The following is a 23,047-nucleotide window of genomic DNA, read 5'->3' as shown; positions in this document are numbered from 1 at the left end:
ATTTATACCCATTGTCCCGAAATGTCAATTCAATCCGCTGAAGTTCGGCGAAAAAGCGGGGCTGGACGGAATTTGGGCAGGAAAATTTGGACAAATTGTGAATAAAGGAAAGATTACTGTCCAAAAAACAGTACAAACAAAGGCTTCCCGGCAGCGGCGGGGCAGGACGGAAGGGGCGGGAAACTGTGTATTTATGCAGTCGTATGCAGGCGCCGGAACCCGTGATAATGGCCAATCCGGCAAGGTGTTTGTTGTGCAGTCGGCCCATTGACGGCCAAAAGTGAGGACTGTTATAGTATAATCAAGAAATACTATCCTGTTTTCCGCAAAGGAGGAATGATGTATGCAGGCATGGCAATGGCTGATCGTGGTCCTGGTAGTGGTGATCCTGGTGCCGGTGGTGCCCCGTGTGCTGGCCAAAATCGATGCCAAGCGGCAGCTGCGGGGGGACATCCCTGAGCGCAAGGCCAGCGAGAACTTCAATCCCGATACGCCCCGTCCCGGAGACGGCGGCAGCACCGATGGGGAGATCCTGGCCGGACAGGCCCGTATGAAGTCCGGGCAGAATGTGATGGGCATGAGATGACAGTTCCGCCGGAATCATTCCGGAAAGGAGAGCCCAGGATGAAAAACGAAAAGATACTGTCCCTGGCATTTCTGGCGGCAGGCACCCTGGTCCTGGCACTGCTGCTGCAGATGGCGGGCCGGGGCGTTTTGCCCCGCGGCAGCGGGAGCGGGGGCCCCGAAGAACAGGGGGTCTACTGTTATCAGAATGGGACGGTGAAGGTGTGAGCAGCCCGTGCTGCAGGCGGCAGAGAGCCCACTGAAGGGTTGGTTGGCTTGTTTTTGGCAGGCGGGAGTTTACCGGGGAACGGCTGGCAGCCGTTTGGTCCTTCCTTTTCGTGCCCGAAAAGGAAGCGAAAAGGGCCCGCCGTTCCGATGCGGTTTTCTGGCAGACGGCCGCCTGCGGGAGTGTCCTTCCTTTTGTGACCAAAAGGAAGCGAAAAGTCCCGCCGTTCCGATGCGGCGGCCGCCGGCTGGGGCTGCGGCCCCAGACCCCAAGATGCGGCCACCTACCGACGGCCTACTCAGGCCCTGGGGGGCCTGAGCAAGGAAAATTTTTTGAAAGCCGTACGGGAAAGCAGCTGGCAACCCATAGTCTGCCATTAGCAACATCTTGCGGGAAATGGTATTAAATCCATTCCTTGTTCACCGGCCCCCAGGCCGGTGAATAGGCCGTCGTCAGGTGGCCGCATTCCCCGGGTCCAGGGCCGCAGCCCTGGTCGGCGTCCACCGTCTCGAAACGGTGGCGGTTTGCCCCGCAGGGGCAAGCAACGCGCAGCGTTGTTTCCGAAATTAGCGGCCGCGTTCAGCGGCAATCTAGAGGTTGCTACCTAAATTTACACCGGCAAAAAGCGACAACCCAACGGCTGCCAGCCGTTTCCCCGGCAGCCGGGAAGGCATAAAATCAAACAATACAAAACCCGGGGCCTTCCCGTATACGGAAGGCCCCGGGTTTTTGCTTGTTATCGAAAAATCAGGATGTGCGAAACCTCACACCCCGGCAGGGACAGCGTCGCTCTGGATGGAAGGGGCGCCGCCGGCCAGGTCCTCCGCCGTCAGGGGGGCGGTGGACTGCACCGGATGGTTCAGCCGCTCCCGGGCCACCGCCAGCATCAGCTTGATGCGGTTTTCCTGGTTGACGCGGGTGGCGCTGGGGTCGTAGTCCACGGGGGTGATGTTGGCGTCCGGGTGCAGGGCGCGGATCTTGTTGATCATGCCCTTGCCCACAATGTGGTTGGGCAGGCAGCCGAAGGGCTGGGCACAGACGATGTTGGCGTAGCCGCCCTCCACCAGTTCCAGCATTTCGGCGGTGAGCAGCCAGCCTTCGCCCATCTTGGCGCCCAGGGAGATGATTCCCTTGGGCTTCTCCATCAGCTCCCGGAAGGAACCCGGCGCATAGAAGCCCGCCTTGCGCATGGCGTCGTTGCAGGCGTTGCCGATGCCGTCCAGCCAGTTCAGCAGGGCGGTGGCGCCGCCGGCTTTCAGCAGGCTGCCGCCGTAGAGCTTCACGTCCAGCTCGGTGTTGGCGATGCAGTACTCCACAAAGCCCATCAGACCGGGCAGGTTCACCTCGCAGTCCTGGCTTTCCAGGAACTTTTCCAGGTCGTTGTTGCCCAGGGGCGAATATTTGACGTAGATCTCACCGACCACGCCCACCTTGACCTTGGGCACCCGGGTCACCGGAATGGACGCAAAGTCCGCCGCGATCACCGGGAACTGCTTCTTCATGTCGTGGGCGCTGAAGTTGCGGTTTTCGTGCATCCAGCCCTGGATGGTGGCGATCCACCGCTCGGTGGTGGCTTCGGCGTCCCCGGGATGGTTCTCGTAGGGCTTGACCTGGCTGCGCAGGGCGCAGAGCATGTCGCCGTAGAAGATGCAGGCAATGACCTTGCGCAGCAAAGGCAGGGTCAGGGGTAGGCCGCTGTCCTTCTCCAGGCCGGAAAAGTTCAGGGAGGCCACCGGGATGTCCCCGTAGCCGGACTTGACCAGGGCCTTGCGCAGCAATTTGATGTAGTTGGAAGCACGGCAGCCGCCGCCCGTCTGGGTGATGAGCAGGGCGGTGTGCTTCAGGTCATACTTGCCGCTGTTCAGCGCGTCGATGAACTGGCCGATGACCAGCAGGGCGGGGTAGCAGGTGTCGTTGTGGACGTATTTCAGCCCCAGCTGGGCCACCTCGCTGCCGCAGTTGCCCAGCACTTCCACGTTGTAGCCCTCACATTCCAGAGCCGCCGCCATGAGCCGGAACTGGGTCACGGCCATGTTGGGGATCAGGATCTTGTGGGTGCGGATCATATCCTTGGTAAAATTGGGGGTCATGTACTCCATACGCTCAGCTCCTTGCTTTGTCCTCGGCGCGCTCATCCAGTGCGGCAAACAGGCTGCGCAGGCGGATGTTCACGGCGCCCAGGTTGGTGATCTCGTCGATCTTCAGCTGGGTGTACAGCTTGCCGCCCTCCTGCAGGATCTCCCGGGTCTCGTCGGTGGTGATGGCGTCCAGCCCGCAGCCGAAGCTCACCAGCTGCACCAGGTCCATATCAGGCTGGGTGGTGCAGTACTTGGCGGCGGCATACAGGCGGCTGTGGTAGGTCCACTGGTTCAGCACCGAGGTGGGGAATTTCTCCATCAGGTGGCTCACCGAGTCCTCGGTGACCACGGCGGCGCCCTGGCGGATGATCAGCTTGTCAATGCCGTGGTTGACCTCCGGGTCCACATGGTAGGGACGGCCGGCCAGCACCACGATGCGCTTGTGTTCTTCCCGGGCTTTGGCGATGATCTCGGCGCCCTTGGCCCGCACCTGCACCATGTGGCGCTCGTACTCGGTATAGGCGGCGTCGATGGCCTCCGCAACCTGCTTGTGGCTGAGACCGGGGAAGTATTTGTCCAGAATGGCCGGGAACCGCTTGGTGAAGTCCTTGCGGCGGGCCAGGTTGACGTAATCGTAGATGAAGGTGGTGTGTTCCAGCTCGGGGCAGTTGCCCTCCAGCACTTCGGGATAGTAGGCCACCACCGGGCAGTTGTAATGGTTGTCGCCCAGGTGTTCATCCACGTTGTAGCTCATGCAGGGATAGAAGATGGCATCCACCCCCAGCTTGACCAGCTCGGCAATATGGCCGTGGGCCAGCTTGGCCGGGAAGCAGGCGGTGTCACTGGGAATGGTGGCCTGACCTTCCTGGTACAGGGCGCGGCTGGACACCGGGCTGGTCCTGACCGCAAAGCCCAGCTTGGTAAACAGGGTATGCCAGAAGGGCAGCAGCTCATACATGTTCAGGCACAGGGGCAGACCGATGGTGGCCCGGGGACTTTCGGGCTGGATCTTCTGGTAATCCAGCAGCAGCTGCAGCTTGTAGGCGTACAGGTTCAGCTCGTCGTCCGCGGCCTTGCCGGTCACCGGCTTGTCGCACCGGTTGCCGGAGATGAACCGCTTGCCGTCCGCAAAGATGTTCACGGTGAGCTGGCAGTGGTTGCCGCAGCCGTTGCAGGTCACGTTCTGCACCTTCTGGGAGAAGTGTTCCAGCTCCTCCTGGGTGAGGACGGTGCTGTGGGAATCGGCATGGCTGTGGGCCTTGCCGTGCAGCGCCGCGCCGAAAGCGCCCATCAGACCGGCGATGTCCGGGCGGATGACCTCCACCCCCATCTCCTTCTCAAAGGCGCGGAGCACGGCCTCGTTGTAGAAGGTGCCGCCCTGGACCACGATGTTGCGGCCCAGTTCCTCGGGGCTGGAAGCCCGGATGACCTTGTACAGGGCGTTCTTGACGACGGAAATGGACAGGCCCGCGCTGATATTCTCAATGGAAGCGCCGTCCTTCTGGGCCTGCTTGACGCTGGAGTTCATGAAGACGGTGCACCGGCTGCCCAGGTCCACCGGGCGGTCAGCGAACAGCCCCAGGGCCGCAAACTCCTTCACGTCATAGCCCAGGGCCTGGGCGAAGGTCTGCAGAAAGCTGCCGCAGCCGGAGGAGCAGGCTTCGTTCAGGAAGATGTTGCTGATGGCGCCGTCCTCGATCTTGAAGCACTTCATGTCCTGGCCGCCGATGTCGATGATGAAATCCACGTTGGGCATGAAATGCTTGGCGGCGGTGAAGTGGGCCACCGTCTCCACCAGGCCCCGGTCGCAGTGGAAGGCATTCTTGATGAGCTCCTCGCCGTAGCCGGTGGTGGTGACGCTGGCGATCTGCAGGCCGGGATGGTCCTTGTACAGCTTGAGCAGGGTCTCCTTCACCAGGGGGATGGGGTTGCCCAGGTTGGGGCGGTAGCTGGTGAAGAGGATGTTGCTGTTCTCGTCAATGACCACCAGCTTGATGGTGGTGGAACCGGAGTCGATGCCGATGTGCACCGGGCCGCACTCGGCCCCGAAGGGCACGCAGGGCACACAGGCCCGCATGTGGCGGGCGTGGAAGTCCTCGTACTCCTGCTTGTTGGCAAACAGGGGCGGCAGGCTCACATAGGTGGCGGTGGCGCTGTAGTTGGCCAGCCGCTTGACCACCTCGGCCAGATCGGATTCCCGGTCGGCGTAGAAGGCCGCGCCCAGGGCCACATACAGCAGGCTGTTCTCCGGGCAGGTGCCGGTAAGGCCCAGGGTCTTGTCAAAGCTCTGGCGCAGCACGCTGGAGAAGGTCAGCGGCCCGCCCAGGTAGAGCACGTTGCCCTTGATGGGACGGCCCTGGGCCAGACCGGCGATGGTCTGGTTGACCACGGCCTGGTAGATGGAGGCCGCAATGTCCCCGGCCAGGGCGCCCTGGTTGATCAGGGGCTGGATGTCGCTCTTGGCAAAGACGCCGCAGCGGGACGCGATGGTGTAGGTCCGGGTGGAAGCCTGGGCCGCCTTGTCCATCTCGTCGGCGCTCATCTTGAGCAGGGTGGCCATCTGGTCGATGAAAGCACCCGTGCCGCCGGCGCAGGACCCGTTCATCCGGACCTCGGTGCCGTTGGTGAGGAAGAGGATCTTGGCGTCCTCGCCGCCCAGCTCGATGATGCAGTCGGTGCCGGGGGCCAGACGGTTGGCCGCCACGCGGGTGGCGAACACCTCCTGCACAAAAGGCACGCCGCAGCTGTCCGCCAGACCCATGCCCGCCGAACCGGAGATGGCCAGCATGGCGCGGCCGCCAGGGACATAGTCCTTGGCCACGCGCTGCAGCAGCTCCTGACCTTTTTCCAGAATATGACTGTAATGACGTTCGTATGTAGAATAAATAATCTTGTCCTGCTCATCCAGCACGACGCATTTGATGGTGGTAGAACCGATGTCGAGACCGACTCTCATGAATTGACCTCCCGCCTGTGGGGTTATGTGGAAACACCGCGAAAACCGCGGACGAAAATAAGGGTAAATCAGTTTATTGTATCGCAAGACGGCGAATTTTGCAAGAGGGGTTCGCCGTATGCCCTACAAACCCACTATCTAGTATAGCCGGTCTTTTTGAACTGCATTTGAACGAAAGAAGGCAGATTTTGCCTTTTTTTTGCAAAATCTGCCTTGTTGTGGGCTCAGCCCCGGGATGCCCGACGCAGCGCCTCCACTTCTTCGGTTGTCAAAGGCCGCCAGCACCCCGGTTCCAGGCCCTGGTCCAGGGCCACCGGGCCGATGGCGGTGCGGTGCAGCCCGTTCACCCCGGCGCCGTACACCCCGAACATCCGCTTGATCTGGTGGTACACCCCCTGGTGCAGGGTCACCTTTACCACGCAGGGGTCGGCGCCCCAGGGTTCGGCTTCCGCCGGGTCCATGGTCTGCCCGTCCGCCAGGGTCACCCCGGCGGCAAAGCCCGCCTGCATGGCGGGGGTCAAGGGCGTGTCCAGGGTGACGATGTACTCCTTGGACACATGCCGCCCCGGGGCCAGGATGTCATGGGCAAAGCCCCCGTCGTCGGTGAGCAGCACAAACCCGGTGCTGGTCTTGTCCAGCCGTCCGGCGGGGAACAGCTGCCGCCGGGGGTAGGCCTGTGCCACCAGGTCGGTGACGGTGGTATCCCGCTTGTCCCGGCTGGCGCTGACCACCCCTTCGGGCTTGTTCAGCATCAGGTAGACGTATTTCTCATACTGGCCGGACAGGGGCGTGCCGTTCACCGCCACTTCGGCGGTGTGCTCGTCCAGCTGGGTGTCCGCCTTGCGGCAGGGCACCCCGTTCACCGTCACCGCCCCGGCGGCAATCCGCTTGCGGCTCTCGCTGCGGGGAATGCCCAGCCGCTCGGCCAGATACTTGTCCAGCCGCATCAGCCCCTGGCCTCCGCCGTGATGGGGGCCGTCTTGCCCCGGGTGACCTTGATCAGGTCGGCGGGCGCCGCCTCGATCTGGGTGCCGATGCGCCCCGCCGACACCAGGATGGTGTCCTGGGCCAGACAGCTCTCATCAAAAACGGTGGCAAACTGCTTCTTCATGCCCACCGGGCTGCAGCCGCCCCGCACATAGCCGGTGGTTTTCAGCAGGTCGGCCACGTGGAGCATGGACACGCTCTTGACCCCGGCGGCCTTGGCGGCCTTTTTCAGGTCCAGTTCCTCCTGCACCGGGATGACAAAGACATAAAAGTTCCGGTCCGCCCCCTGGGTGACCAGGGTCTTGAACACCTTGGCCGGGTCCTGCCCGGTGAGGGCGGCCACGGTGGCACCGTCCACGGCGGCGCCCTCCTCGTGGGGATATTCGTGGGCGGAATAGCTGATCTTGGCGCGCTCCAGCATGCGCATGGCGTTGGTCTTGGCTTCTTTGGACATGGTGAGAACCCCTCTCTTGTGAATCCGCTTTTGCACGGTCTCGTGCACAAAACCCGGCCCCGGCCGGGGACTGTCCCATTCGTTTGCACCCAAATTATAGCCCGAAGGAGAAAAATTGTAAAGCACTCTTGACTTTAGCACATTAAAGTGCTAAACTAAGGCCTGTTACAAACAAAGCCCGCCGGGGCTGTTTCATAAGGAGAGGGAAAACCATGATCATCGTACTGAAGCACAACGCCCCTCAGGACCAGGTGCAGCAGTTCTGCGGGGAACTGCGGTCCATGGGATTTGAGATCAATGATTCGGTGGGCAGCGATACCCACATCCTGGGCCTGATTGGGGACACCAAGGCCCTGAGCGAAAGCTGGGTGCTGGCCAATCCGGTGGTGGATACCTGCCGCCGGGTGTCCGAACCCTACAAGAAGGCCAACCGCAAATTCCACCCCGACGACACGGTGGTGGACGTGGGCGGCCACAAGATCGGCGGGGGCTATTTTGCGGTGATGGCCGGCCCCTGCAGCGTGGAGAGCAAGGAGCAGATCATCGGGGTGGCCCAGCGGGTGCAGGCTGCCGGGGCGTCCATTTTGCGGGGCGGCGCCTTCAAGCCCCGCACCAGCCCCTACAGCTTCCAGGGCCTGCGGGCCGAGGGTCTGGAACTGCTGCAGGAAGCCCGGGCGGTGACCGGCCAGCCCATCGTCACCGAGCTGATGAACAACGAGCACATCCCCCTGTTCGAGCAAGCCCGGGTGGATATGATCCAGATCGGCGCGAGGAACATGCAGAACTTTGAGCTGCTCAAGGCGGTGGGCCGCACAAAGATTCCGGTGCTGCTCAAGCGGGGGCTCTCCTCCACATTGGAAGAGCTGGTCATGAGCGCCGAGTACATCATGGCCGAGGGCAACCCCAACGTGGTGCTGTGCGAGCGGGGCATCCGCACCTTTGAGACCAGCATGCGCAACACCCTGGATATTTCGGCGGTGCCCATGCTGAAAAAGATGACCCACCTGCCGGTGGTCATCGACCCCAGCCACGCGGCGGGCATCGCCTTCATGGTGCCGTCCCTGGCGGCGGCCGCCGTGGCCGTGGGGGCCGACGGGCTGATGATCGAGGTGCACAACGACCCTGCCAAGGCCAAGAGCGACGGCGCCCAGAGCCTGACCCCCGATGCTTTTGACAGCCTGATGCAGACCCTGCGCCCGGAACTGGAATTTTTTGGCAAAACGCTGAACTGAGAACCAGTGCTTGCATTTTTTGACCCAAGTACGTTATAATAGGGGACGTGCTCCGCAAAACGGCGGGGCACGTCCCTTTGTGTATTTTCCCGAAAGGTCGTGAATCTGCCCTTGATGCAAGCAAAAGCTGTGGCCGAAACCCGGCCTTTTGTGCGTTTTCTGGCCTCCTCTTTGTCCTCCAGCGTGGTGGACCTGGGCGCCTTTGCGGTGCTCTGCGCCCTGCTCCAGGACCATATGGGGGAAAGCGCCGCCATCCTGGCCGCCACCATCGCGGCCCGGGTGCTGTCCTCCCTGTGCAACTACCTGCTGAACTACTTCCTGGTGTTCCACAGCCATACCGCCCACGGGCGGTCGGCCACCCTGTACACCACCGTCACCGTCCTCAAAACCCTGTGCAGCGGGGTGCTGGTGGCCGGACTGGCGAGGCTGCTGCCCGCCGTGCCGGAACTGTTTTTGAAGATCCCGGTGGACTGCGCCCTCTTTTTCGCCAACTATCTGGCCCAGAAGAAATTCGTCTATTGAGCGTATCTGCGAAAATTGCCCCCGACCGTACTTGGCCGGGGGCTTTTTTTATGGTTTGGGGGCGGCTTCCAGGGCTGCCAGGGCGGCGGGGGTGTCGATGTCCGCCAGCTCCCGGCCGTCGGGGCAGTCCAGCAGCTGCACGGGGCAGGGGGCATCCCGCAAAATGCTGCGCCCGCCCTGCCCGGGGGCCAGAGTTTTCAACCGGGACAGCAAAAACTGTGGAAAAAACACCGGCGCCCCGGGTTCTCCCTCATGGGCGGGCCGCCAGACAGCGCCCGGGTCGTGGGCGGCACACAAGAGCAGGGCCTGGACCGTCTCAACGGTGAGCAGGGGCTGGTCGGCGGGGCAGAAGAGGCACCCTTCCGGGCTGCCCAGGGCCTCCAGCCCCAGGCGGATGGTGTCGCTGCGGTTGGGCAGGGCGTGCAGTTTCACCGGGACCCCTTCCGAACGGCAGAAAGCAGCAGCCGCTTCGCTGCGGGTCACCACGATCCGCCGGTTTGCCCGGAAAAGCCCGGTGGTGGTGTCCAGGGCCCGGCCCAGCAGCGGCCGGCCGTGAAAGGGCACCAGCAGCTTGCCCCCGGGCCCGAACCGCACCCCCAGCCCGGAAGCCAGGATCACGCAGCCGGGGTCAAGGGGCCGGTCCAGGTCCAGCACAAAGACATCCGGCCGAGTGAGCAGTTCTTTCAGAAAAGGCAGCTCCGCCTTGCGCACCGCCGCCGCCACCCGGCAGCGGGCAAAGGCCGCCCGCAGAGCGTCGCAGTAGGGGGCGCAGGTGGTTTCCAGATAGCCGATCTCGTCCACCGATACCCAGCCCCCGGCGGGGGCGGCGGCCAGGGCGGCCATGCCCAGGGTGCAAAAGCCCTCGGGCACGGGACGCATCCGGGTGTCCGGGCCGGAGAGGGAAGGATCGAACACCCCGATCCGTGTGCACTCCCCGGCGGCAGTCCGGCGCAGGTACACCGCCTGCCTGGGTTCGGCAAAGGTCAGGATGTCCGGGGCACTGCCCGCCCCCAGCAGGGGCAGCACCGCGGCCAGCAGGGTGCTTTTGCCGGTCCCCTTGCCCCCGGTGACAAGGAAATGCCGCCTGCCCGAAGCCAGAAAGGCCCGCACCGCGGCCTGGGGGATGGGGTAGAGCAGGGATGAGGGCATGGGGCGGACCTCCTTTGGGAATGAATGTTGGTGGTTTCAATGTAGCACCCGCCGGGTCGGGCGTCAAGAAAAAAGCCCGGACGGGAAAGGCCGTCCGGGGTGGAGTGTATGTGGGCGGCAGGGAACGGCCCCTGCCTTTATTTTATATTTTCCGGCTGCTGGTGGGAAAATTCCTGCTGCCAGAGCAGGCGGTTCTCTTCGGCGCAGCGGTCCCGGAAGCGGGCGTAGGTATCTAAGAACGCCTTTCCCTGGGGGGTCAGGCGGCTGCCGCCCCCGGCATGGCCCCCGGCGGCCCGCTGGGTCAGGGGATAGCCCAACGCTTCCTCCGCTGTGCGCAGCAGACGCAGGGCCTTGGTGTAGGCCATGCCCATGGCCATGGCGGAGGCCCGCAGGGAACCGGTGTCCTCCACCCCCCGCAAAAGGCGGTAGGGACCTTCCCCAAAGAACTTGTTGCCGTTGTCGTCATACAGATACACGCGGGTCACGGGCTGCATGGGAAATCCTCCTCCTTCAGCATCACCAGATGGGATTGGCCGTTGTCGTCGGTGCAGCGGCGCAGGCAGACCGGGCCGTAGATGCGGGACAAGGCGGCGGTGAGGGTCTCATCGCTGTCGGTGCCCGGGTGCACCAGCCCCGCCCCCCGGCCCTCCTCCACCAGCAACAGAGCATCGCAGAAGTTGAGGGCCAGGTTGGGGTCGTGCAGGCTCAGCAGCACACCCCGGTCCCCCTGGGCGGTGAACTGCCGCAACAGATGCAGGGTGCGGTGGCGGGCCCGCAGGTCCAGGGCACTTTCCGGCTCGTCCAGCAGGAGCAGCTCCGCCCCGCCTGCCAGCGCCCGGGCCAGCAGACACAGCTGTTTCTGGCCTTCGCTCAGGGTCAGATAGCTTTCCCGGTCCCGCCCGGGCAGGCCCACCCTTTCCAGCATGGCGGAAGCCGCCCGACGCATGGCCGGGGTGGGGGGCTGGAGCAGCCCCAGATGGGGGTTGAACCCCATGAGCACCACATCCAGGGCGCTCAGTTCAATGGAAAGCCCGCTGCGCTGGGGGATGTACCCGCACAGTCGGGCCAGGGCCTTGGGGCGCAGGCGTTCCAGCACCCGGCCGTCCAGGGAGCACTGCCCCTTGTGGGGCAGGATGCCGCAGATGGCCTTGATGAGGGTGGTCTTACCGCTGCCGTTGGCCCCCAGCACCCCCAGCACCTGTCCGGCGGGCAGGGTGAAGGACAGGTCGTGGACCACCTCCCGGCCGTGATACCCGGCGGTGAGGTGGGAAACTTGCAGCTGCTTCATACTTTCCGGCCCTCCCGCACCAGCAGAAAGACCAGGAAGGGGGCTCCCAGCAAACTGGTGAAGATGCTCACCGGCAGCTCGGTGGCGGCCACGCTGCGGGCCAGGATGTCCGCGGCGCAGAGCAGCGCCGACCCGCACAGCCCGCTGAGAACCAGGGTGGGCAGGCGGCTGCCTTTGCACACCAGTCGGGCGGCGTGGGGGGCCAGCAGCCCCACAAAGCTGACCAGCCCGGTCAGGCTGACCACCGCCGCCACCGCCAGGGTGGCCGCCAGCAGCACCAGCAGCCGCAGGGCGGTGACGTTCACCCCCAGCATCCGGGCTTCACCCTCCTCGGCACTGAGGAGCAGCACCTGCCGGTGCAAAGCGAACAGGGCCGCCACGCAGAGGGCGCAGATGGCCAGGTTCACCGGCAGGGCGGAGGCTTTCACCCCGTTCAGGCTGCCCATGATCCAGTATTCGATGGAGGCCAGCTCCCGTTCCGGGTCGGCGGTGAGCTTCAGGGCCATGAGCACCGTCTGGGCCAGGGCGTGGACGGCGATGCCCGCCAGCACGATGGTGCCGCTCTGGCCCCGGCGGTCCAGGGCCGAAAGCCCCAGGGCCAGCAGCACGGCGGCCAGAGCGCCCCCGAAGGCAGCCAGGGTCACCTCCGCCGCGCCGGACAAAAACAGAATGCCCGCAGCCGCCCCAGCGCTGGCCCCGGAGGACACCCCGATGATGTCCGGGGAGGCCAGGGGATTGCGGAAGACCGTCTGGTACACAAAACCGCACACCCCCAGGGCAAAGCCGCCGCACACCCCGGTGAGGGCCCGGGGCAGGCGCAGGGTCAGGAACACCTGGCGCTGCATCTCATCCTGAAAAATGCCGGACACGGTCAGGGGATATTTGCCCACCAGAAGGCTGGCTACGGCCAGCGCCGCCACCAGAAGGGCAGCGGCGCTGAGCAGGGCGGCCTCAGGCCGCCGGGTAGGTGAAGTGGTAGAAGGTGTCATAGTAGTTGCCCATTACGGCGTTGGCATCCTCGGTGCTCATGACCTCGGGATGCAGGATGGAAGCCAGCCAGACCGAACCCAGGATGCCGCTGGGCACCGGGCTGTCCCAGGCTTCGGCGTCGCCGGGGATCTGGTAGACGTTGCCGTTCTGCACAGCGGTGCAGGAAGCCAGGGCCTCGTCATTGAGCACGTCCTCACAGGTGTAGGCGGCGTCGGACGCCAGGATGATGTATTCGGGGTTCCAGTCCAGGATCTGCTCGTAGCTCACCTCCGCCCAGTAGATGTCGGTGATCTCGGCCGCCACGTTCTGGCCGCCTGCCAGACGGATCATGTCGCTCTGGTACATGGCGTCGCCGGCGGTGGACAGCAGGTCGGAGTTGCCCGCCAGATAGACGGTGGGACGCTCCACGTCGGCCATCAGGCTTTCCAGCTGGGTGGCCTCGTCGTCGGAGAAGGCCAGCAGTTCATCGGCCAGGGCGCTGCTGCCGGTGGCGGTGCCCACCAGGGAGATGGTCTCGGTCAGGAGCTCCTGGTCCTCGGGGTTAATCAGGATGACCGGAATGCCCATGCCGGACAGGGTTTCGGCGGCATCCTTCAGCTTCAGGGGCAGGATGACCAGGTCGGGCTCCAGGGCGGCGCAGCCTTCCAGGTCAAACTCCTTGGCGGAGCCCACGTTGGGCAGTTCCAGCAGCTGGGGGGCGCTCAGAGAATAGATGGGCCGGGTGTCGGCCTTGGCCTCGATGCCCACCAGCTTGTCGGTCTGGCCCAGGGCGATGAGCAGGCTGGTGGAGATGTAATACCCGCTGACGATGCGCTGGGGCTCGGATTCGATGGTGACCGAACGGCCCGCCTGGTCGGTGACGGTGACCGGGAAGGCGGCGGCAGCTTCTTCCGGGGAAGCGGTGGCTTCCACGGTCTCACTGGCGGCCGGGGTCTCGGCGGTGGCGGTGGCGGTGGAAGCGGCGGGGGCACAGCCCACGGCGCTCAGGGCCACAGCGGCGGCCAGCAGGAAAGACAACAGACGTTTCATGGTGATTCTCTCCTCTTTCTTGGAATTGCAAAGCGTTGTAGTTCAAAAACTACAACGAGATTGTAGCACAGATGGCTTTCGGTTTCAATGAAAATGTGATACTATAATGCTATATAGTGGCAAAATAGCGGGAAAATGCGGATTTTTGCCCAAAATACGGCCCCGGCAGCGGGGCCGCGAAGGAGAAATGTTCCGATGCTGAGCATCCAAAACTATCTGCGCGCCGAAAGCCTGGACCAGGCCTACCAGCTCAACCAGAACCGGCGCAGTCATGTGCTGGGCGGCATGCTGTGGCTGCGCCAGTCCGACATCACGGTGGGCACCGCCATCGACCTGTGCGACCTGGGCCTGGATACCATCGAGGAGACCCCGGAGGAGTACCGCATCGGGGCCACGGTGCCCCTGCGCAGGCTGGAACACCACCCCGGCATCGCCGCCCTTACCGGCGGCGCGGTGGAAGCGGCCCTCAAGGACATTGTGGGGGTGCAGTTCCGCAACATGGCCACGGTGGGGGGCAGCATCTGGGGACGGTTCGGCTTTTCCGACGTGCTCACCGTGCTGCTGGCCGCCGACTGCCAGGTGGAGCTGTACAAGGGCGGGCGCATCCCCCTGGAAACCTTCGCCGCCATGCCCTATGACCGGGACATCCTCACCCATGTGGTGGTGAAAAAGACCCCGGGGCCCATGGCCTATTCCGCCGTGCGCATCGCCCGCACCGATTTCCCGGTGCTGACCTGCGCGGCCTCCTGCCTGCAGGGGGAGTACAAGGTGGTCATCGGCGCCCGCCCCGGCAAGGCCGTGGTGGTGCGGGATGAACGGGGCCTGCTGAAAAACGGGCTGACCCCCGAGAGCACCAAAGCCTTTGCGGACTACGCCGCCGAAACCGTGCCCACCGGGTCCAATTCCCGGGGCAGCGCCGAATACCGCACCCATCTGGTGCGGGTACTCACCCAGCGGATGCTGTGCCGTCTGGCAGAGAAGGAGGGCTGAAATTATGGAAATCAAACTGCAGCTCAACGGTCGGGCGGTCTGCGTGCCCGACGTGGCCCCCGATACCACTTTGTATGATTTTCTGCGCGCCCAGGGCTGTGCCAGCGTGAAATGCGGGTGCGAGACCTCCAACTGCGGGCTGTGCACCGTGTTCCTGGACGATGTGCCGGTGCTTTCCTGCTCCATGCTGGCCGCCCGGGCGGCGGGCCACAAGGTCACCACCCTGGAAGGTCTGCAGGCCGAAGCCGCGGAGTTCGTGGGCTTCATCGCCGACCAGGGCGCCGACCAGTGCGGCTTCTGCAACCCCGGCTTCGTGATGAACACCATCGCCCTGCTGCGGGAAAACCCCGACCCCACCGACGAGGAGATCAAGGCTTACTTATCCGGCAACCTCTGCCGCTGCTCCGGCTACGAAGGGCAGCTGCGGGGCATCCGCCGCTTTCTGGATTCCCGCAAGGAGGTGCCCCATGCCTGAGAACAAGACCAGATACGTGGGCAAGGCGGTGCGCAAGAAGGACTCCCTGCAGCTTTTGCTGGGCAAGCCGGTGTACACCGGCGACATCGCCCCCAAAGGCGCCCTGGTGGTCAAGCTGCTGCGCAGCCCCCACGCCAACGCCCTTGTGAAGACCATCGACACCACCATTGCCAAAAAGGTCCCCGGGGTGGTGGATATCTATACCTGGCAGGACGTGCCCGCCACCCGCTTTGCCATTGCGGGCCAGACCTACCCGGAGCCCTCCCCCTATGACCGGCTGATCCTGGACCGGCATCTGCGGTTCGTGGGGGACCCGGTGGCCATCATTGCCGCCGAGACCGAGAAGGCCGCCCAAAAGGCCATGAAGCTCATCAAGGTGGAGTACGAGGTGCTGGAGGCGGTGCTGGATTTCCGCACCGCCAAGGACAACCCCACCCTGGTCCACCCGGAGGAGGACTGGTTCCCGCCCTGTGAGGTGGGCGGGGACAACCACCGCAACCTGGTGGCCAGCGGCGAGGAGAAGGACGGGGACGTGGAGGCCGTGCTGGCGGGATGCGACATCGTCCTGGACCACACCTACCACACCCGGGCGGTGAATCAGGCCATGATGGAGACCTTCCGCACCTACACCGACCTGGACCGGTACGGACGGCTGCATGTGCTCTCCTCCACCCAGATCGTCTTCCACTGCCGGCGCATCCTGTCCCGGGCGCTGGGCATCCCCAAGAGCCGCATCCGGGTGGAAAAGCCCCGCATCGGCGGCGGCTTCGGGGCCAAGCAGACCGCCGTCTGCGAGGTCTACCCCGCCTTTGTCACCATGAAGACCGGCCGCCCCGCCATGATCACCTACACCCGGGAGGAGAGCCAGATCGCCGGTTCCCCCCGCCACGAGATGGAGGTCCGGGTGCGCCTGGGCGCCGACAAGGACGGCCGCATCCGGGCGCTGGACCTGTACACCCTGTCCAACTCCGGCGCCTACGGCGAGCACGGCCCCACCACCGTGGGCCTGTCCGGCCACAAGTCCATCCCCCTGTACACCGGCAGCCTGGAAGCCTTCCGCTTCCGGTATGACGTGGTGTACACCAACCTGCAGGCCGCCGGTGCCTACCGGGGCTACGGCGCCACCCAGGGCATCTTTGCGGTGGAATCCATCGTCAACGAGCTGGCCGAAAAGCTGCACATGGACCCCACCGAGCTGCGGGACCGCAACATGGTGCGGGAAGGGATGGTCATGCCCGCCTACTACAACGAACCCGCCAACGCCTGCGCCCTGGACCGGTGCATGGCCCGCTGCCGGGAGATCTTTGACTGGGAACACCGCTACCCCGTGCGGGATATGGGCAACGGCAAGGTCCGGGCCGCCGGCGTGGCCATGGCCATGCAGGGGTCCGGCATCTCCGGGGTGGACGTGGGTTCCGTGACCCTGAAACTCAGCGAGGACGGCACCTACAACCTGATCATCGGCGCCGCCGATATGGGTACCGGATGCGATACCATCCTGGCCCAGATGGTGGCCGAGTGCATGGACTGCCCGGTGGAGGATGTGGCCGTCTTCGGCGCCGACACCGACGTGTCCCCCTATGATTCCGGCTCCTACGCCTCCTCCACCACCTACGTCACCGGCAAGGCGGTGGAAAAGGCCTGCACCGAGCTCACCGGCCGCATCTGCACCATCGGCGCCGAGCTGCTGGGCTGCGACGCCGCCGACGTGACCTTTGCCGGCAGCTGCGTGCGCACCGCCGACGGCCGCACCGCCAGCCTCACCGACATCGCCTACAAGTCCCAGGTGTCCAACAACTGCGCCGCCGAGGTCACCGCCACCCATTCCTCCCCCATCTCCCCGCCGCCCTTCATGGTGGGCATGGCGGAGATCGAGCTGGACAAGCTCACCGGCGAGGTCCGGGTGCTGGAATACGACGCCGTGGTGGACTGCGGCACCCCGGTGAACCCGGCCCTGGCCCGGGTGCAGACCGAGGGCGGCATCGCCCAGGGCATCGGCATGACCCTCACCGAGAACGTGACCTACAACGCCGCCGGCAAGCCCATCGAATCCAGCTTCATGCAGTACAAGATCCCCACCCGCCTGGATGTGGGCCACCTGCATGTGGAGTTCGAGAGCAGCTACGAGCCCACCGGGCCTTTCGGCGCCAAGTCCATCGGCGAGATCGTCATCAACACCCCGGCCCCGGCCATCGCCCACGCCATCATGCGGGCCACCGGCGTCTGGCACCGGGAACTGCCCATCACCCCCGAGGTCATCGCCATGGCCACCCCCGACCAGGACTGACCCCCCGCACCACAGAAACAATGCCCCCGCCCGCCGGAACCACCCGGCGGCGGGGGTTTTTCTTTGCGGCTTTTCAACGGTTCCGGGCTTTTTTGTGGAAAACCCGGCGGTTGACAGGCGGACCGGAGCATGGTATGCTGACCACATAGAAGTTAGAAAAAGCTAACCGAAGCGCTTTTCCTGCATCCGGAACAAGGCCCATACGGGGCCGGAGGAGGCGACGATCATGCAAGGAATTCTGTGGGCGGCCGGCGGGACCGGCTTTACCTTTCTCATGACAGCCCTGGGGGCGGGGACGGTGTTTTTCTTCCGCGGGTCGGTGCAGGCCGGACTGCAGCGGGTGTTTCTGGGCTTTGCGGCGGGGGTGATGGTGGCGGCGTCGGTGTTCAGTCTGCTGCTGCCCGCCATGGAGGAGGCCGAAGCTGCCGGGGTGCCCGGATGGCAGCCCGCCGCCGGGGGCTTTGTGGTGGGCATCGCCTTCATGCTGGCCCTGGACCGGCTGCTGCCCCACCTGCACCTGAATGAACAGGAGCCGGAGGGCCTGCCTACCGGCTGGCGGCGCACCACCCTGCTGGTGCTGGCGGTGACCCTGCACAACATCCCCGAAGGTATGGCGGTGGGGCTGGCCTTTGCCCTGGCCGCCCAGCACGGCGACCCGGGGGCCCTTTCCGCCGCCTGGGCCCTGGCCCTGGGCATGGGCATCCAGAATTTCCCCGAAGGGGCCGCCATCTCCCTGCCCTTGCGGCAGGCCGGGTTCAGCCGGTGGCGGGCTTTCCGCAACGGGGCGGCTTCCGGGGCGGTGGAACCGGTGTTCGGCATCCTGGTGGCCGCATCGGCGGGGAGCGTACAGCCCCTCATGCCCTGGCTGCTGGCCTTTGCCGCCGGCGCCATGCTCTATGTGGTGGTGGAGGAGCTCATCCCCGAAGCCAACCTGGGCCAGCACTCCCACAGCGGCACCCTGGGGGTCATGGCCGGCTTCCTGGTCATGATGGTGCTGGATACCGCCCTGGGCTGACCCCTTGCCAAGGGGGACCCGGGCTGGTATACTGGGACAAAAAGGTGAAAGAAGGCAGAACCTATGGAACGCAACGCTGTTCATACCCCCAACGCTCCCGCCGCCATCGGCCCCTATTCCCAGGCCATCCGGGTGGGGGATACCGTCTATGTCTCCGGCCAGATCCCCATTGACCCCGCCACCGGGGCCTTTGCGGGGGAGGATATCCGCACCCAGACCCGCCAGTGCCTGAAAAACCTGGGCAACATCCTGAAAGAGGCGGGCACCGACCTGTCCCATGTGGTCAAGACCACCGTCATGCTGCGGGACATCGGGGACTTTGCCGCCATGAACGAAGTCTACGCCGAGGCCTTCACCGAGCCCTTCCCGGCCCGGGCGGCCTTCCAGGTGGGGGCCCTGCCCAAGGATGCCCTGGTGGAGATCGAGTGCGTGGCCGTGCTGTGATCTGAAACAAGCAGAAAAACCGCCCGCCGGTGCCTGTACAGGCTGACCGGCGGGCGGTTTTGTTTGTGAAATCAGGATTTTTTGGGGGCGGGGAAGGTCACCCGGATGGTGGTGCCGGTGCCCACGGTGGAGCGCAGGTCGATGCGGGCGTTGTGCAGCACCGCAATGTGCTTGACGATGGCCAGCCCCAGGCCGGTGCCGCCGGTGGCCTTGGACCGGCTCTTGTCCACCCGGTAGAACCGCTCGAACACCCGGTTCTGGGCATCCTGGGGGATGCCGATGCCGTTGTCCTCCACACAGACGTAGGGGGCGCCGGCGTTGTCAGTACCGCAGCGCAGGGCCACATGGCCGCCGGGGCGGTTGTAGCGGATGGCGTTGTCGCACAGGTTGGTCACCAGCTCGGTGAGCAGGTCCCGGCTGCCCAGCACGGTGACGGGGGCGGGGTCGCACTGCAGGGTCACATAGGCCTTGCGGGCGTTCATGGTCATGTTGCCGTTGACCTCCTTCAGCAGGGAGGCCAGGTCCACCGGCAGCGGCTCGGACAGGGCCGCGCCTTCACTGTTCATGCCGTCCAGCTCGCTGAGCTGCAGGATGTCGGACACCAGCCGGATCATCCGCCCCGCTTCCTTGTGGATGCGCTTGCCGAACACCGGCACGTCCTCCGGCTTGGCCATGCCGGTCTCGATGAGCTCGGCGTAGCCGGAGATGCTGGTCAGGGGGGTCTTGAGCTCGTGGCTCACGTTGGCGGTGAACTCCCGGCGCATGGTCTCGTTGTTCTCCCGCAGGCGGCGGTCGGACTGGATGGTGTGGGCCAGGGGGATGAGCTCCTCATAGGGCACGTTGGCCTCGATGGTGTCCAGGTGGTCGGCCATGCGGGTGATGGGCCGCACCAGCCACCGGGTCATGACCGCGGCCAGCAGGGCCGACAGCAGCACCACCAGCACGCAGCCCGCCCCCAGCAGGGGCAGCACCTGGTTGTACAGGCTCCACATGGTGGAGGTCTCCTCCCCCAGGCGGAGGATCTGGCCGCTGTCCAGCCGCACCGAGTGGTAGTGCACCTCCCGGCCCAGGGTGGTGCTCTGGCGCACGCTGGAGCCTTCGCCCATCTCCCGGGCGGCGGCGATCTCCGGGCGGGCGTAGTGGTTCTCCATCTTTTCGGCGGGCTCGGTACTGTCGTGGAGCACGGTGCCGTCGGTGTCCACCAGGGTCAGGCGCAGGGTACTGCCCGCCATGGCCTGGTCCAGGGCGGCGTAGGCGGGGTCGCTGTCCGCCTCATACACGGCGGCCAGGGCCCGGGCGGTGCGGCCCAGGTCCCGGTCCACCTGGGCCGCAAAGGCCCGGTGAAACAGGAAGGCTGCCCCCACCGAGGTCAGCACCACCGCCAGCAGCCCCACCAGGATCAGGGCCGCCCGCAGCAGGTGGGACATGCGGCGGGGGGCCGTGCGGGATTCTTCAGGTTTCATCGCTGTTCTCCGTGCCCCGGGCGCTGAGTTTGTAGCCGACCTTGCGCACCGTGCGGATGGCTTCCCCGGCGTCGCCCAGTTTCTGGCGCAGGGTCCGCACATGCATGTCGATGGTGCGGGATTCCAGCAGATCGTCGGTGTCCCACACCGCCTTCATGATCCGCTCCCGGGCCAGCACCTCCTCCGGATGTTCCAGGAAGAAGTGCAGCAGGGCGTATTCCTTGAAGGTCAGTTCCACCGGCTCCCCGTCCACCGTCACCATGCGGGTCAGGTCGTCCAGGGCGATGGTGCCGAACCGCAAGGCGGAGGGGGTGCTGACGGCGGAGCTCTGGGCGCGGCGCAGCACCGCCTTCACCCGGCTGATGAACTCCATGATGCCGAAAGGCTTGCACAGGTAATCGTCGGCGCCCTTGTCCAGGCCCTTGACCACGTCGATCTCGCTGGTCTTGGCGGTGACCATGATGACCGGCACGTTTCGGGTGGCGGCATTTTCCCGCAGCTTGCCCAGGATCTGGTAGCCGTCCTCGTCGGGCAGCATCACGTCCAGAATGACCAGGTCGGGCACGGCCTCGTACACGGCGGCCCAGAAACTGGCCCCGTCGGCAAAGCCCTTGGCGGTGTAGGAATTGGTCTGCAGGGCGTACTGTTCCAGTTCCCGGATGCTGGCGTCATCCTCCACAATGTAGATCATGGGTAAAAACACTCCTTACAATACGAAACCCGCCGCAAAACGGGCGGGCTTCGGTTTATTTATCCGTTGGATGCGGCTTCGGTGGGAAAGGCATAGCGGTCGCGGTACTTCTCGTACCGCTCCTCAAACTTCACGCTGGAGCCGTTCTTGATGTTGTTCAGGTACTCGTGGGTGTCGAACTTGTCCTCGGCTACCTCGATCATGGCCACCGCAATGTTGGAGCAGTGGTCGGCGATGCGCTCGTAGTCGGTGAGCAGGTCATCCAGCACAAAACCGTACTCGATGGTGCAGGTGCCGGCCTGCAGGCGGGCGATGTGGCGGGTCTTGACCTCCCGCACCAGGCCGTCCACCACCTCTTCCAGCGGTTCGATCTTGCCGGCAGCGTACAGGTCGTTCTGCTGGTAGGCGTCCACCGTGCGGTTGACGATGTCCTGCAAGGCGGATTCCAGCACGGCCAGGTCGCTCAGAGCTTCCTTGCTGAAGCGGATGTCCTTCTCCTTGATCTCCTTGGCGGCTTCCAGCAGGTTCACCGCGTGGTCGGAGATGCGCTCAAAGTCGCCGATGGTCTGCAAGAGCTTGTTGACGGTGCGGTTGTCCTCCCGGGACAGGTGCTTGTTGCCCAGCTTGACCAGGTAGGTGCCCAGCACGTCCTCGTAGTGGTCCACGGCGTCCTCTTTGTGCAGGATCTCCTCGGCCAGGGCGTCATCCCACTTGTGGGTGATGGACATGGCCTGCAAAAGGGACACCCGGCAGATCTCGGCCATATCGCCGCCGGTGAGCATGGCCCGGTTCACCGCCACAGAAGGGGTGGAGAGCAGACGCTCGTCCAGCAGGGAGTGCTGTTCGGGGGCGTCGGACTTGCTGTCCGGCACGGTCATGATGGCCAGGCGTTCCAGCACCCGGTTGAAGGGCAGCAGGATGGCGGTGGTCACCACATTGAAGACGGTGTGCACGATGGCGATGCCGAAGGTGTTGATCTGGTTATTGAAGAAGGGGAACTGCAGCAGGGCGTGCAGCCCGTAGAACCCGCACAGGAAGATGATGGTGCCGATAACGTTGAAGTACAGGTGCACGAAGGCGGTGCGCTTGGCGTTCTTGTTGGCGCCGGCGGAGGAGATCAGGGCGGTGACGGTGGTGCCGATGTTCTGGCCCATGATGATGGGCACGGCAGCGCTGTAGGTCACCGCACCGGTGGAGGACAGCGCCTGCAGGATGCCCACGGAGGCGGAGGAAGACTGCAAAATGGCGGTGAGCACCGCGCCGGCCAGCACGCCGAACAGGGGGTTGGAGAAGGCCAGGAACAGGTCCATGAACCATTCTTCCCCGGCCAGGGGGCTCATGGAGGTGGACATGGTGTTCATGCCGGCCATCAGGATGGCAAAGCCCATCATGATCTTGCCCACGCCCCGCTTGCGGTCCTTGCCCAGCATATACATCCAGATGCCGATGAAGCCCAGGATGGGGCTCCAGGCATTGGGGTTGAGCATCTGGGTGAGGAAGTTGTCCCCTTCCAGACCGGACAGGGAGAGCAGCCAGCCGGTGACGGTGGTGCCGATGTTGGCGCCCATGATGACGCCGATGGCCTGGTGCAGCTGCATCAGCCCGGAGTTGACGAAGCCCACCGCCATGACGGTGGTGGCGCCGCTGGACTGGATGACCGCCGTGACCACCAAGCCCAGCAGCAGGCCCTTGATGGGGGAGGAGGTCATCTTGCTCAGGATGCCCTGCAGTTTGTTGCCGGCGGTCTGCTCAAGGGCCTTGCCCATCATGTCCATGCCATACAGGAACATGGCAATGCCGCCCATCAGACTGAACACATTGAAAATGCTCATACTGGGAAAACCTTCCGTTCTCTTATTTTTCTTTTCACCGGGACCAACCTGCCCCGGGCCGCGCCCTGCGCGGCACTATACCGTCTCCTATTATAACGGTGCTGCGCCCAAATGCGGTAGCAAAAGGCGGTAAAGTGTTTGTAAAATTTGTGTAAAATGGTCCTGTACAGGCAATTTTTGGGCATATTGGGAGAAAATCTTGCCCGTTTTTTTACGAATTTTACAATTCCTTTTCATTTCGCCGCCCCATTTGACCGAAATTTTACGCCGATTGTACGGCGTCATGGTCGAAACCCCGGCCCCGGTTTTGCTACAATACCCTTGCGCCCGGAAGGACGGGCACACCGCAGCGGGACGGTTGGAAAGAAACCCGCA

21 protein-coding genes are annotated in these 23,047 nt (G+C 64.4%); 9 read left to right on the top strand and 12 right to left on the bottom strand.

What is annotated here, in order from left to right; all coding sequences use genetic code 11:
* The first annotated feature begins 343 nt into the window (after nucleotides 1-343).
* Both AC127K_RS06100 and AC127K_RS06095 read left to right on the top strand, forming a co-directional pair.
* Nucleotides 344-586: a hypothetical protein gene (locus AC127K_RS06100; RefSeq protein WP_483721959.1), complete on the top strand. Its 243-nt coding sequence runs from the start codon at nucleotides 344-346 to the stop codon at nucleotides 584-586.
* A 38-nt stretch (nucleotides 587-624) separates the two neighbouring features.
* A complete protein-coding gene (locus AC127K_RS06095) occupies nucleotides 625-792 on the top strand; it encodes a hypothetical protein (RefSeq protein ID WP_483721958.1) in 168 nt (55 codons plus the stop codon).
* A 762-nt stretch (nucleotides 793-1,554) separates the two neighbouring features.
* Here AC127K_RS06095 and AC127K_RS06090 read toward each other — a convergent pair.
* From AC127K_RS06090 to ybaK, 4 genes are all read right to left on the bottom strand, one after another.
* The gene (locus AC127K_RS06090) at nucleotides 1,555-2,889 is read right to left on the bottom strand and encodes a 2-hydroxyglutaryl-CoA dehydratase (RefSeq protein WP_483721957.1); all 1,335 of its coding nucleotides are present in this window, start codon (nucleotides 2,887-2,889) and stop codon (nucleotides 1,555-1,557) included.
* 4 nt (nucleotides 2,890-2,893) lie between these two features.
* The gene (locus AC127K_RS06085) at nucleotides 2,894-5,824 is read right to left on the bottom strand and encodes an acyl-CoA dehydratase activase (RefSeq protein ID WP_483721956.1); all 2,931 of its coding nucleotides are present in this window, start codon (nucleotides 5,822-5,824) and stop codon (nucleotides 2,894-2,896) included.
* Between the two features lie 224 nt (nucleotides 5,825-6,048).
* Nucleotides 6,049-6,771: a pseudouridine synthase gene (locus AC127K_RS06080; protein WP_294542921.1), complete on the bottom strand. Its 723-nt coding sequence runs from the start codon at nucleotides 6,769-6,771 to the stop codon at nucleotides 6,049-6,051.
* The gene (gene ybaK / locus AC127K_RS06075) at nucleotides 6,771-7,265 is read right to left on the bottom strand and encodes a Cys-tRNA(Pro) deacylase (protein WP_294542920.1); all 495 of its coding nucleotides are present in this window, start codon (nucleotides 7,263-7,265) and stop codon (nucleotides 6,771-6,773) included. Before ybaK ends, AC127K_RS06080 begins: the two co-directional genes overlap by 1 nt.
* A gap of 212 nt (nucleotides 7,266-7,477) precedes the next feature.
* Here ybaK and aroF point away from each other — a divergent pair, with 212 nt between their 5' ends.
* On the top strand, nucleotides 7,478-8,497 hold the full coding sequence (gene aroF / locus AC127K_RS06070) for a 3-deoxy-7-phosphoheptulonate synthase (RefSeq protein WP_483721955.1): 1,020 nt from the start codon (nucleotides 7,478-7,480) through the stop codon (nucleotides 8,495-8,497).
* A 114-nt stretch (nucleotides 8,498-8,611) separates the two neighbouring features.
* Nucleotides 8,612-9,019, top strand: coding sequence for a GtrA family protein (locus AC127K_RS06065; protein WP_483722175.1), 408 nt, complete (start codon nucleotides 8,612-8,614; stop codon nucleotides 9,017-9,019).
* A 48-nt stretch (nucleotides 9,020-9,067) separates the two neighbouring features.
* On the opposite strand, the gene AC127K_RS06060 is transcribed toward AC127K_RS06065, so the two are convergent.
* From AC127K_RS06060 to AC127K_RS06040, 5 genes are all read right to left on the bottom strand, one after another.
* Entirely contained in the window at nucleotides 9,068-10,168 is a 1,101-nt protein-coding gene (locus AC127K_RS06060) for an NTP transferase domain-containing protein (protein ID WP_483721954.1), read from the bottom strand.
* A gap of 137 nt (nucleotides 10,169-10,305) precedes the next feature.
* The gene (locus AC127K_RS06055) at nucleotides 10,306-10,662 is read right to left on the bottom strand and encodes a winged helix-turn-helix domain-containing protein (protein WP_483721953.1); all 357 of its coding nucleotides are present in this window, start codon (nucleotides 10,660-10,662) and stop codon (nucleotides 10,306-10,308) included.
* A complete protein-coding gene (locus AC127K_RS06050; RefSeq protein WP_483721952.1) occupies nucleotides 10,650-11,456 on the bottom strand; it encodes an ABC transporter ATP-binding protein in 807 nt (268 codons plus the stop codon). The genes AC127K_RS06055 and AC127K_RS06050 overlap by 13 nt, the downstream gene beginning before the upstream one ends.
* A complete protein-coding gene (locus tag AC127K_RS06045) occupies nucleotides 11,453-12,445 on the bottom strand; it encodes a FecCD family ABC transporter permease (protein WP_483721951.1) in 993 nt (330 codons plus the stop codon). Before AC127K_RS06045 ends, AC127K_RS06050 begins: the two co-directional genes overlap by 4 nt.
* Nucleotides 12,408-13,475: an ABC transporter substrate-binding protein gene (locus tag AC127K_RS06040; RefSeq protein WP_483721950.1), complete on the bottom strand. Its 1,068-nt coding sequence runs from the start codon at nucleotides 13,473-13,475 to the stop codon at nucleotides 12,408-12,410. Before AC127K_RS06040 ends, AC127K_RS06045 begins: the two co-directional genes overlap by 38 nt.
* Nucleotides 13,476-13,670: 195 nt before the next feature.
* Between AC127K_RS06040 and AC127K_RS06035 the strand changes: the two genes are divergently transcribed.
* The 5 genes from AC127K_RS06035 to AC127K_RS06015 all read left to right on the top strand — a co-directional run bounded on the left by AC127K_RS06035 (nucleotide 13,671) and on the right by AC127K_RS06015 (nucleotide 18,686).
* Complete coding sequence (locus AC127K_RS06035) at nucleotides 13,671-14,465, top strand: FAD binding domain-containing protein (RefSeq protein WP_483721949.1); 795 nt, start codon at nucleotides 13,671-13,673, stop codon at nucleotides 14,463-14,465.
* A gap of 4 nt (nucleotides 14,466-14,469) precedes the next feature.
* Nucleotides 14,470-14,940, top strand: a complete 471-nt coding sequence (locus tag AC127K_RS06030; RefSeq protein ID WP_294542595.1) for a (2Fe-2S)-binding protein — start codon at nucleotides 14,470-14,472, stop codon at nucleotides 14,938-14,940.
* Nucleotides 14,933-17,227 carry a xanthine dehydrogenase family protein molybdopterin-binding subunit gene (locus AC127K_RS06025; protein ID WP_483721948.1) on the top strand — a complete coding sequence of 765 codons (2,295 nt, stop codon included), beginning with the start codon at nucleotides 14,933-14,935 and terminating at the stop codon, nucleotides 17,225-17,227. The genes AC127K_RS06030 and AC127K_RS06025 overlap by 8 nt, the downstream gene beginning before the upstream one ends.
* A gap of 226 nt (nucleotides 17,228-17,453) precedes the next feature.
* Nucleotides 17,454-18,242, top strand: a complete 789-nt coding sequence (locus AC127K_RS06020) for a ZIP family metal transporter (RefSeq protein WP_483721946.1) — start codon at nucleotides 17,454-17,456, stop codon at nucleotides 18,240-18,242.
* A gap of 63 nt (nucleotides 18,243-18,305) precedes the next feature.
* Nucleotides 18,306-18,686, top strand: a complete 381-nt coding sequence (locus tag AC127K_RS06015; RefSeq protein WP_294542064.1) for a RidA family protein — start codon at nucleotides 18,306-18,308, stop codon at nucleotides 18,684-18,686.
* Between the two features lie 71 nt (nucleotides 18,687-18,757).
* Here AC127K_RS06015 and AC127K_RS06010 read toward each other — a convergent pair whose 3' ends face one another.
* Genes AC127K_RS06010 through AC127K_RS06000 form a run of 3 tightly spaced genes read right to left on the bottom strand, consistent with a single transcriptional unit; the run spans nucleotide 18,758 to nucleotide 22,672 of the window.
* On the bottom strand, nucleotides 18,758-20,149 hold the full coding sequence (locus AC127K_RS06010; RefSeq protein ID WP_483721945.1) for a sensor histidine kinase: 1,392 nt from the start codon (nucleotides 20,147-20,149) through the stop codon (nucleotides 18,758-18,760).
* Nucleotides 20,139-20,840 carry a response regulator transcription factor gene (locus tag AC127K_RS06005; protein WP_483721944.1) on the bottom strand — a complete coding sequence of 234 codons (702 nt, stop codon included), beginning with the start codon at nucleotides 20,838-20,840 and terminating at the stop codon, nucleotides 20,139-20,141. Before AC127K_RS06005 ends, AC127K_RS06010 begins: the two co-directional genes overlap by 11 nt.
* Nucleotides 20,841-20,899: 59 nt before the next feature.
* Complete coding sequence (locus tag AC127K_RS06000) at nucleotides 20,900-22,672, bottom strand: Na/Pi cotransporter family protein (RefSeq protein WP_483721943.1); 1,773 nt, start codon at nucleotides 22,670-22,672, stop codon at nucleotides 20,900-20,902.
* Nucleotides 22,673-23,047 lie beyond the last annotated feature (375 nt).

The organism is Subdoligranulum sp. DSM 23681 (assembly GCF_057005535.1).
This window is presented reverse-complemented; position numbering and strand designations above follow the sequence as displayed.

Bases quoted from the DNA above. Each gene is read 5' to 3' on its own strand.
- AC127K_RS06050 (WP_483721952.1), bottom strand. From the start codon at position 11,456: ATGAAGCAGCTGCAAGTTTCCCACCTCACCGCCGGGTATCACGGCCGG.
- AC127K_RS06005 (WP_483721944.1), bottom strand. From the start codon at position 20,840: ATGATCTACATTGTGGAGGATGACGCCAGCATCCGGGAACTGGAACAG.
- AC127K_RS06095 (WP_483721958.1), top strand. From the start codon at position 625: ATGAAAAACGAAAAGATACTGTCCCTGGCATTTCTGGCGGCAGGCACC.
- AC127K_RS06020 (WP_483721946.1), top strand. From the start codon at position 17,454: ATGCAAGGAATTCTGTGGGCGGCCGGCGGGACCGGCTTTACCTTTCTC.
- aroF (WP_483721955.1), top strand. From the start codon at position 7,478: ATGATCATCGTACTGAAGCACAACGCCCCTCAGGACCAGGTGCAGCAG.
- AC127K_RS06025 (WP_483721948.1), top strand. From the start codon at position 14,933: ATGCCTGAGAACAAGACCAGATACGTGGGCAAGGCGGTGCGCAAGAAG.
- AC127K_RS06035 (WP_483721949.1), top strand. From the start codon at position 13,671: ATGCTGAGCATCCAAAACTATCTGCGCGCCGAAAGCCTGGACCAGGCC.
- ybaK (WP_294542920.1), bottom strand. From the start codon at position 7,265: ATGTCCAAAGAAGCCAAGACCAACGCCATGCGCATGCTGGAGCGCGCC.
- AC127K_RS06080 (WP_294542921.1), bottom strand. From the start codon at position 6,771: ATGCGGCTGGACAAGTATCTGGCCGAGCGGCTGGGCATTCCCCGCAGC.
- AC127K_RS06040 (WP_483721950.1), bottom strand. From the start codon at position 13,475: ATGAAACGTCTGTTGTCTTTCCTGCTGGCCGCCGCTGTGGCCCTGAGC.
- AC127K_RS06065 (WP_483722175.1), top strand. From the start codon at position 8,612: ATGCAAGCAAAAGCTGTGGCCGAAACCCGGCCTTTTGTGCGTTTTCTG.
- AC127K_RS06055 (WP_483721953.1), bottom strand. From the start codon at position 10,662: ATGCAGCCCGTGACCCGCGTGTATCTGTATGACGACAACGGCAACAAG.
- AC127K_RS06060 (WP_483721954.1), bottom strand. From the start codon at position 10,168: ATGCCCTCATCCCTGCTCTACCCCATCCCCCAGGCCGCGGTGCGGGCC.
- AC127K_RS06015 (WP_294542064.1), top strand. From the start codon at position 18,306: ATGGAACGCAACGCTGTTCATACCCCCAACGCTCCCGCCGCCATCGGC.
- AC127K_RS06085 (WP_483721956.1), bottom strand. From the start codon at position 5,824: ATGAGAGTCGGTCTCGACATCGGTTCTACCACCATCAAATGCGTCGTG.
- AC127K_RS06090 (WP_483721957.1), bottom strand. From the start codon at position 2,889: ATGGAGTACATGACCCCCAATTTTACCAAGGATATGATCCGCACCCAC.
- AC127K_RS06030 (WP_294542595.1), top strand. From the start codon at position 14,470: ATGGAAATCAAACTGCAGCTCAACGGTCGGGCGGTCTGCGTGCCCGAC.
- AC127K_RS06000 (WP_483721943.1), bottom strand. From the start codon at position 22,672: ATGAGCATTTTCAATGTGTTCAGTCTGATGGGCGGCATTGCCATGTTC.
- AC127K_RS06045 (WP_483721951.1), bottom strand. From the start codon at position 12,445: ATGACACCTTCTACCACTTCACCTACCCGGCGGCCTGAGGCCGCCCTG.
- AC127K_RS06100 (WP_483721959.1), top strand. From the start codon at position 344: ATGCAGGCATGGCAATGGCTGATCGTGGTCCTGGTAGTGGTGATCCTG.
- AC127K_RS06010 (WP_483721945.1), bottom strand. From the start codon at position 20,149: ATGAAACCTGAAGAATCCCGCACGGCCCCCCGCCGCATGTCCCACCTG.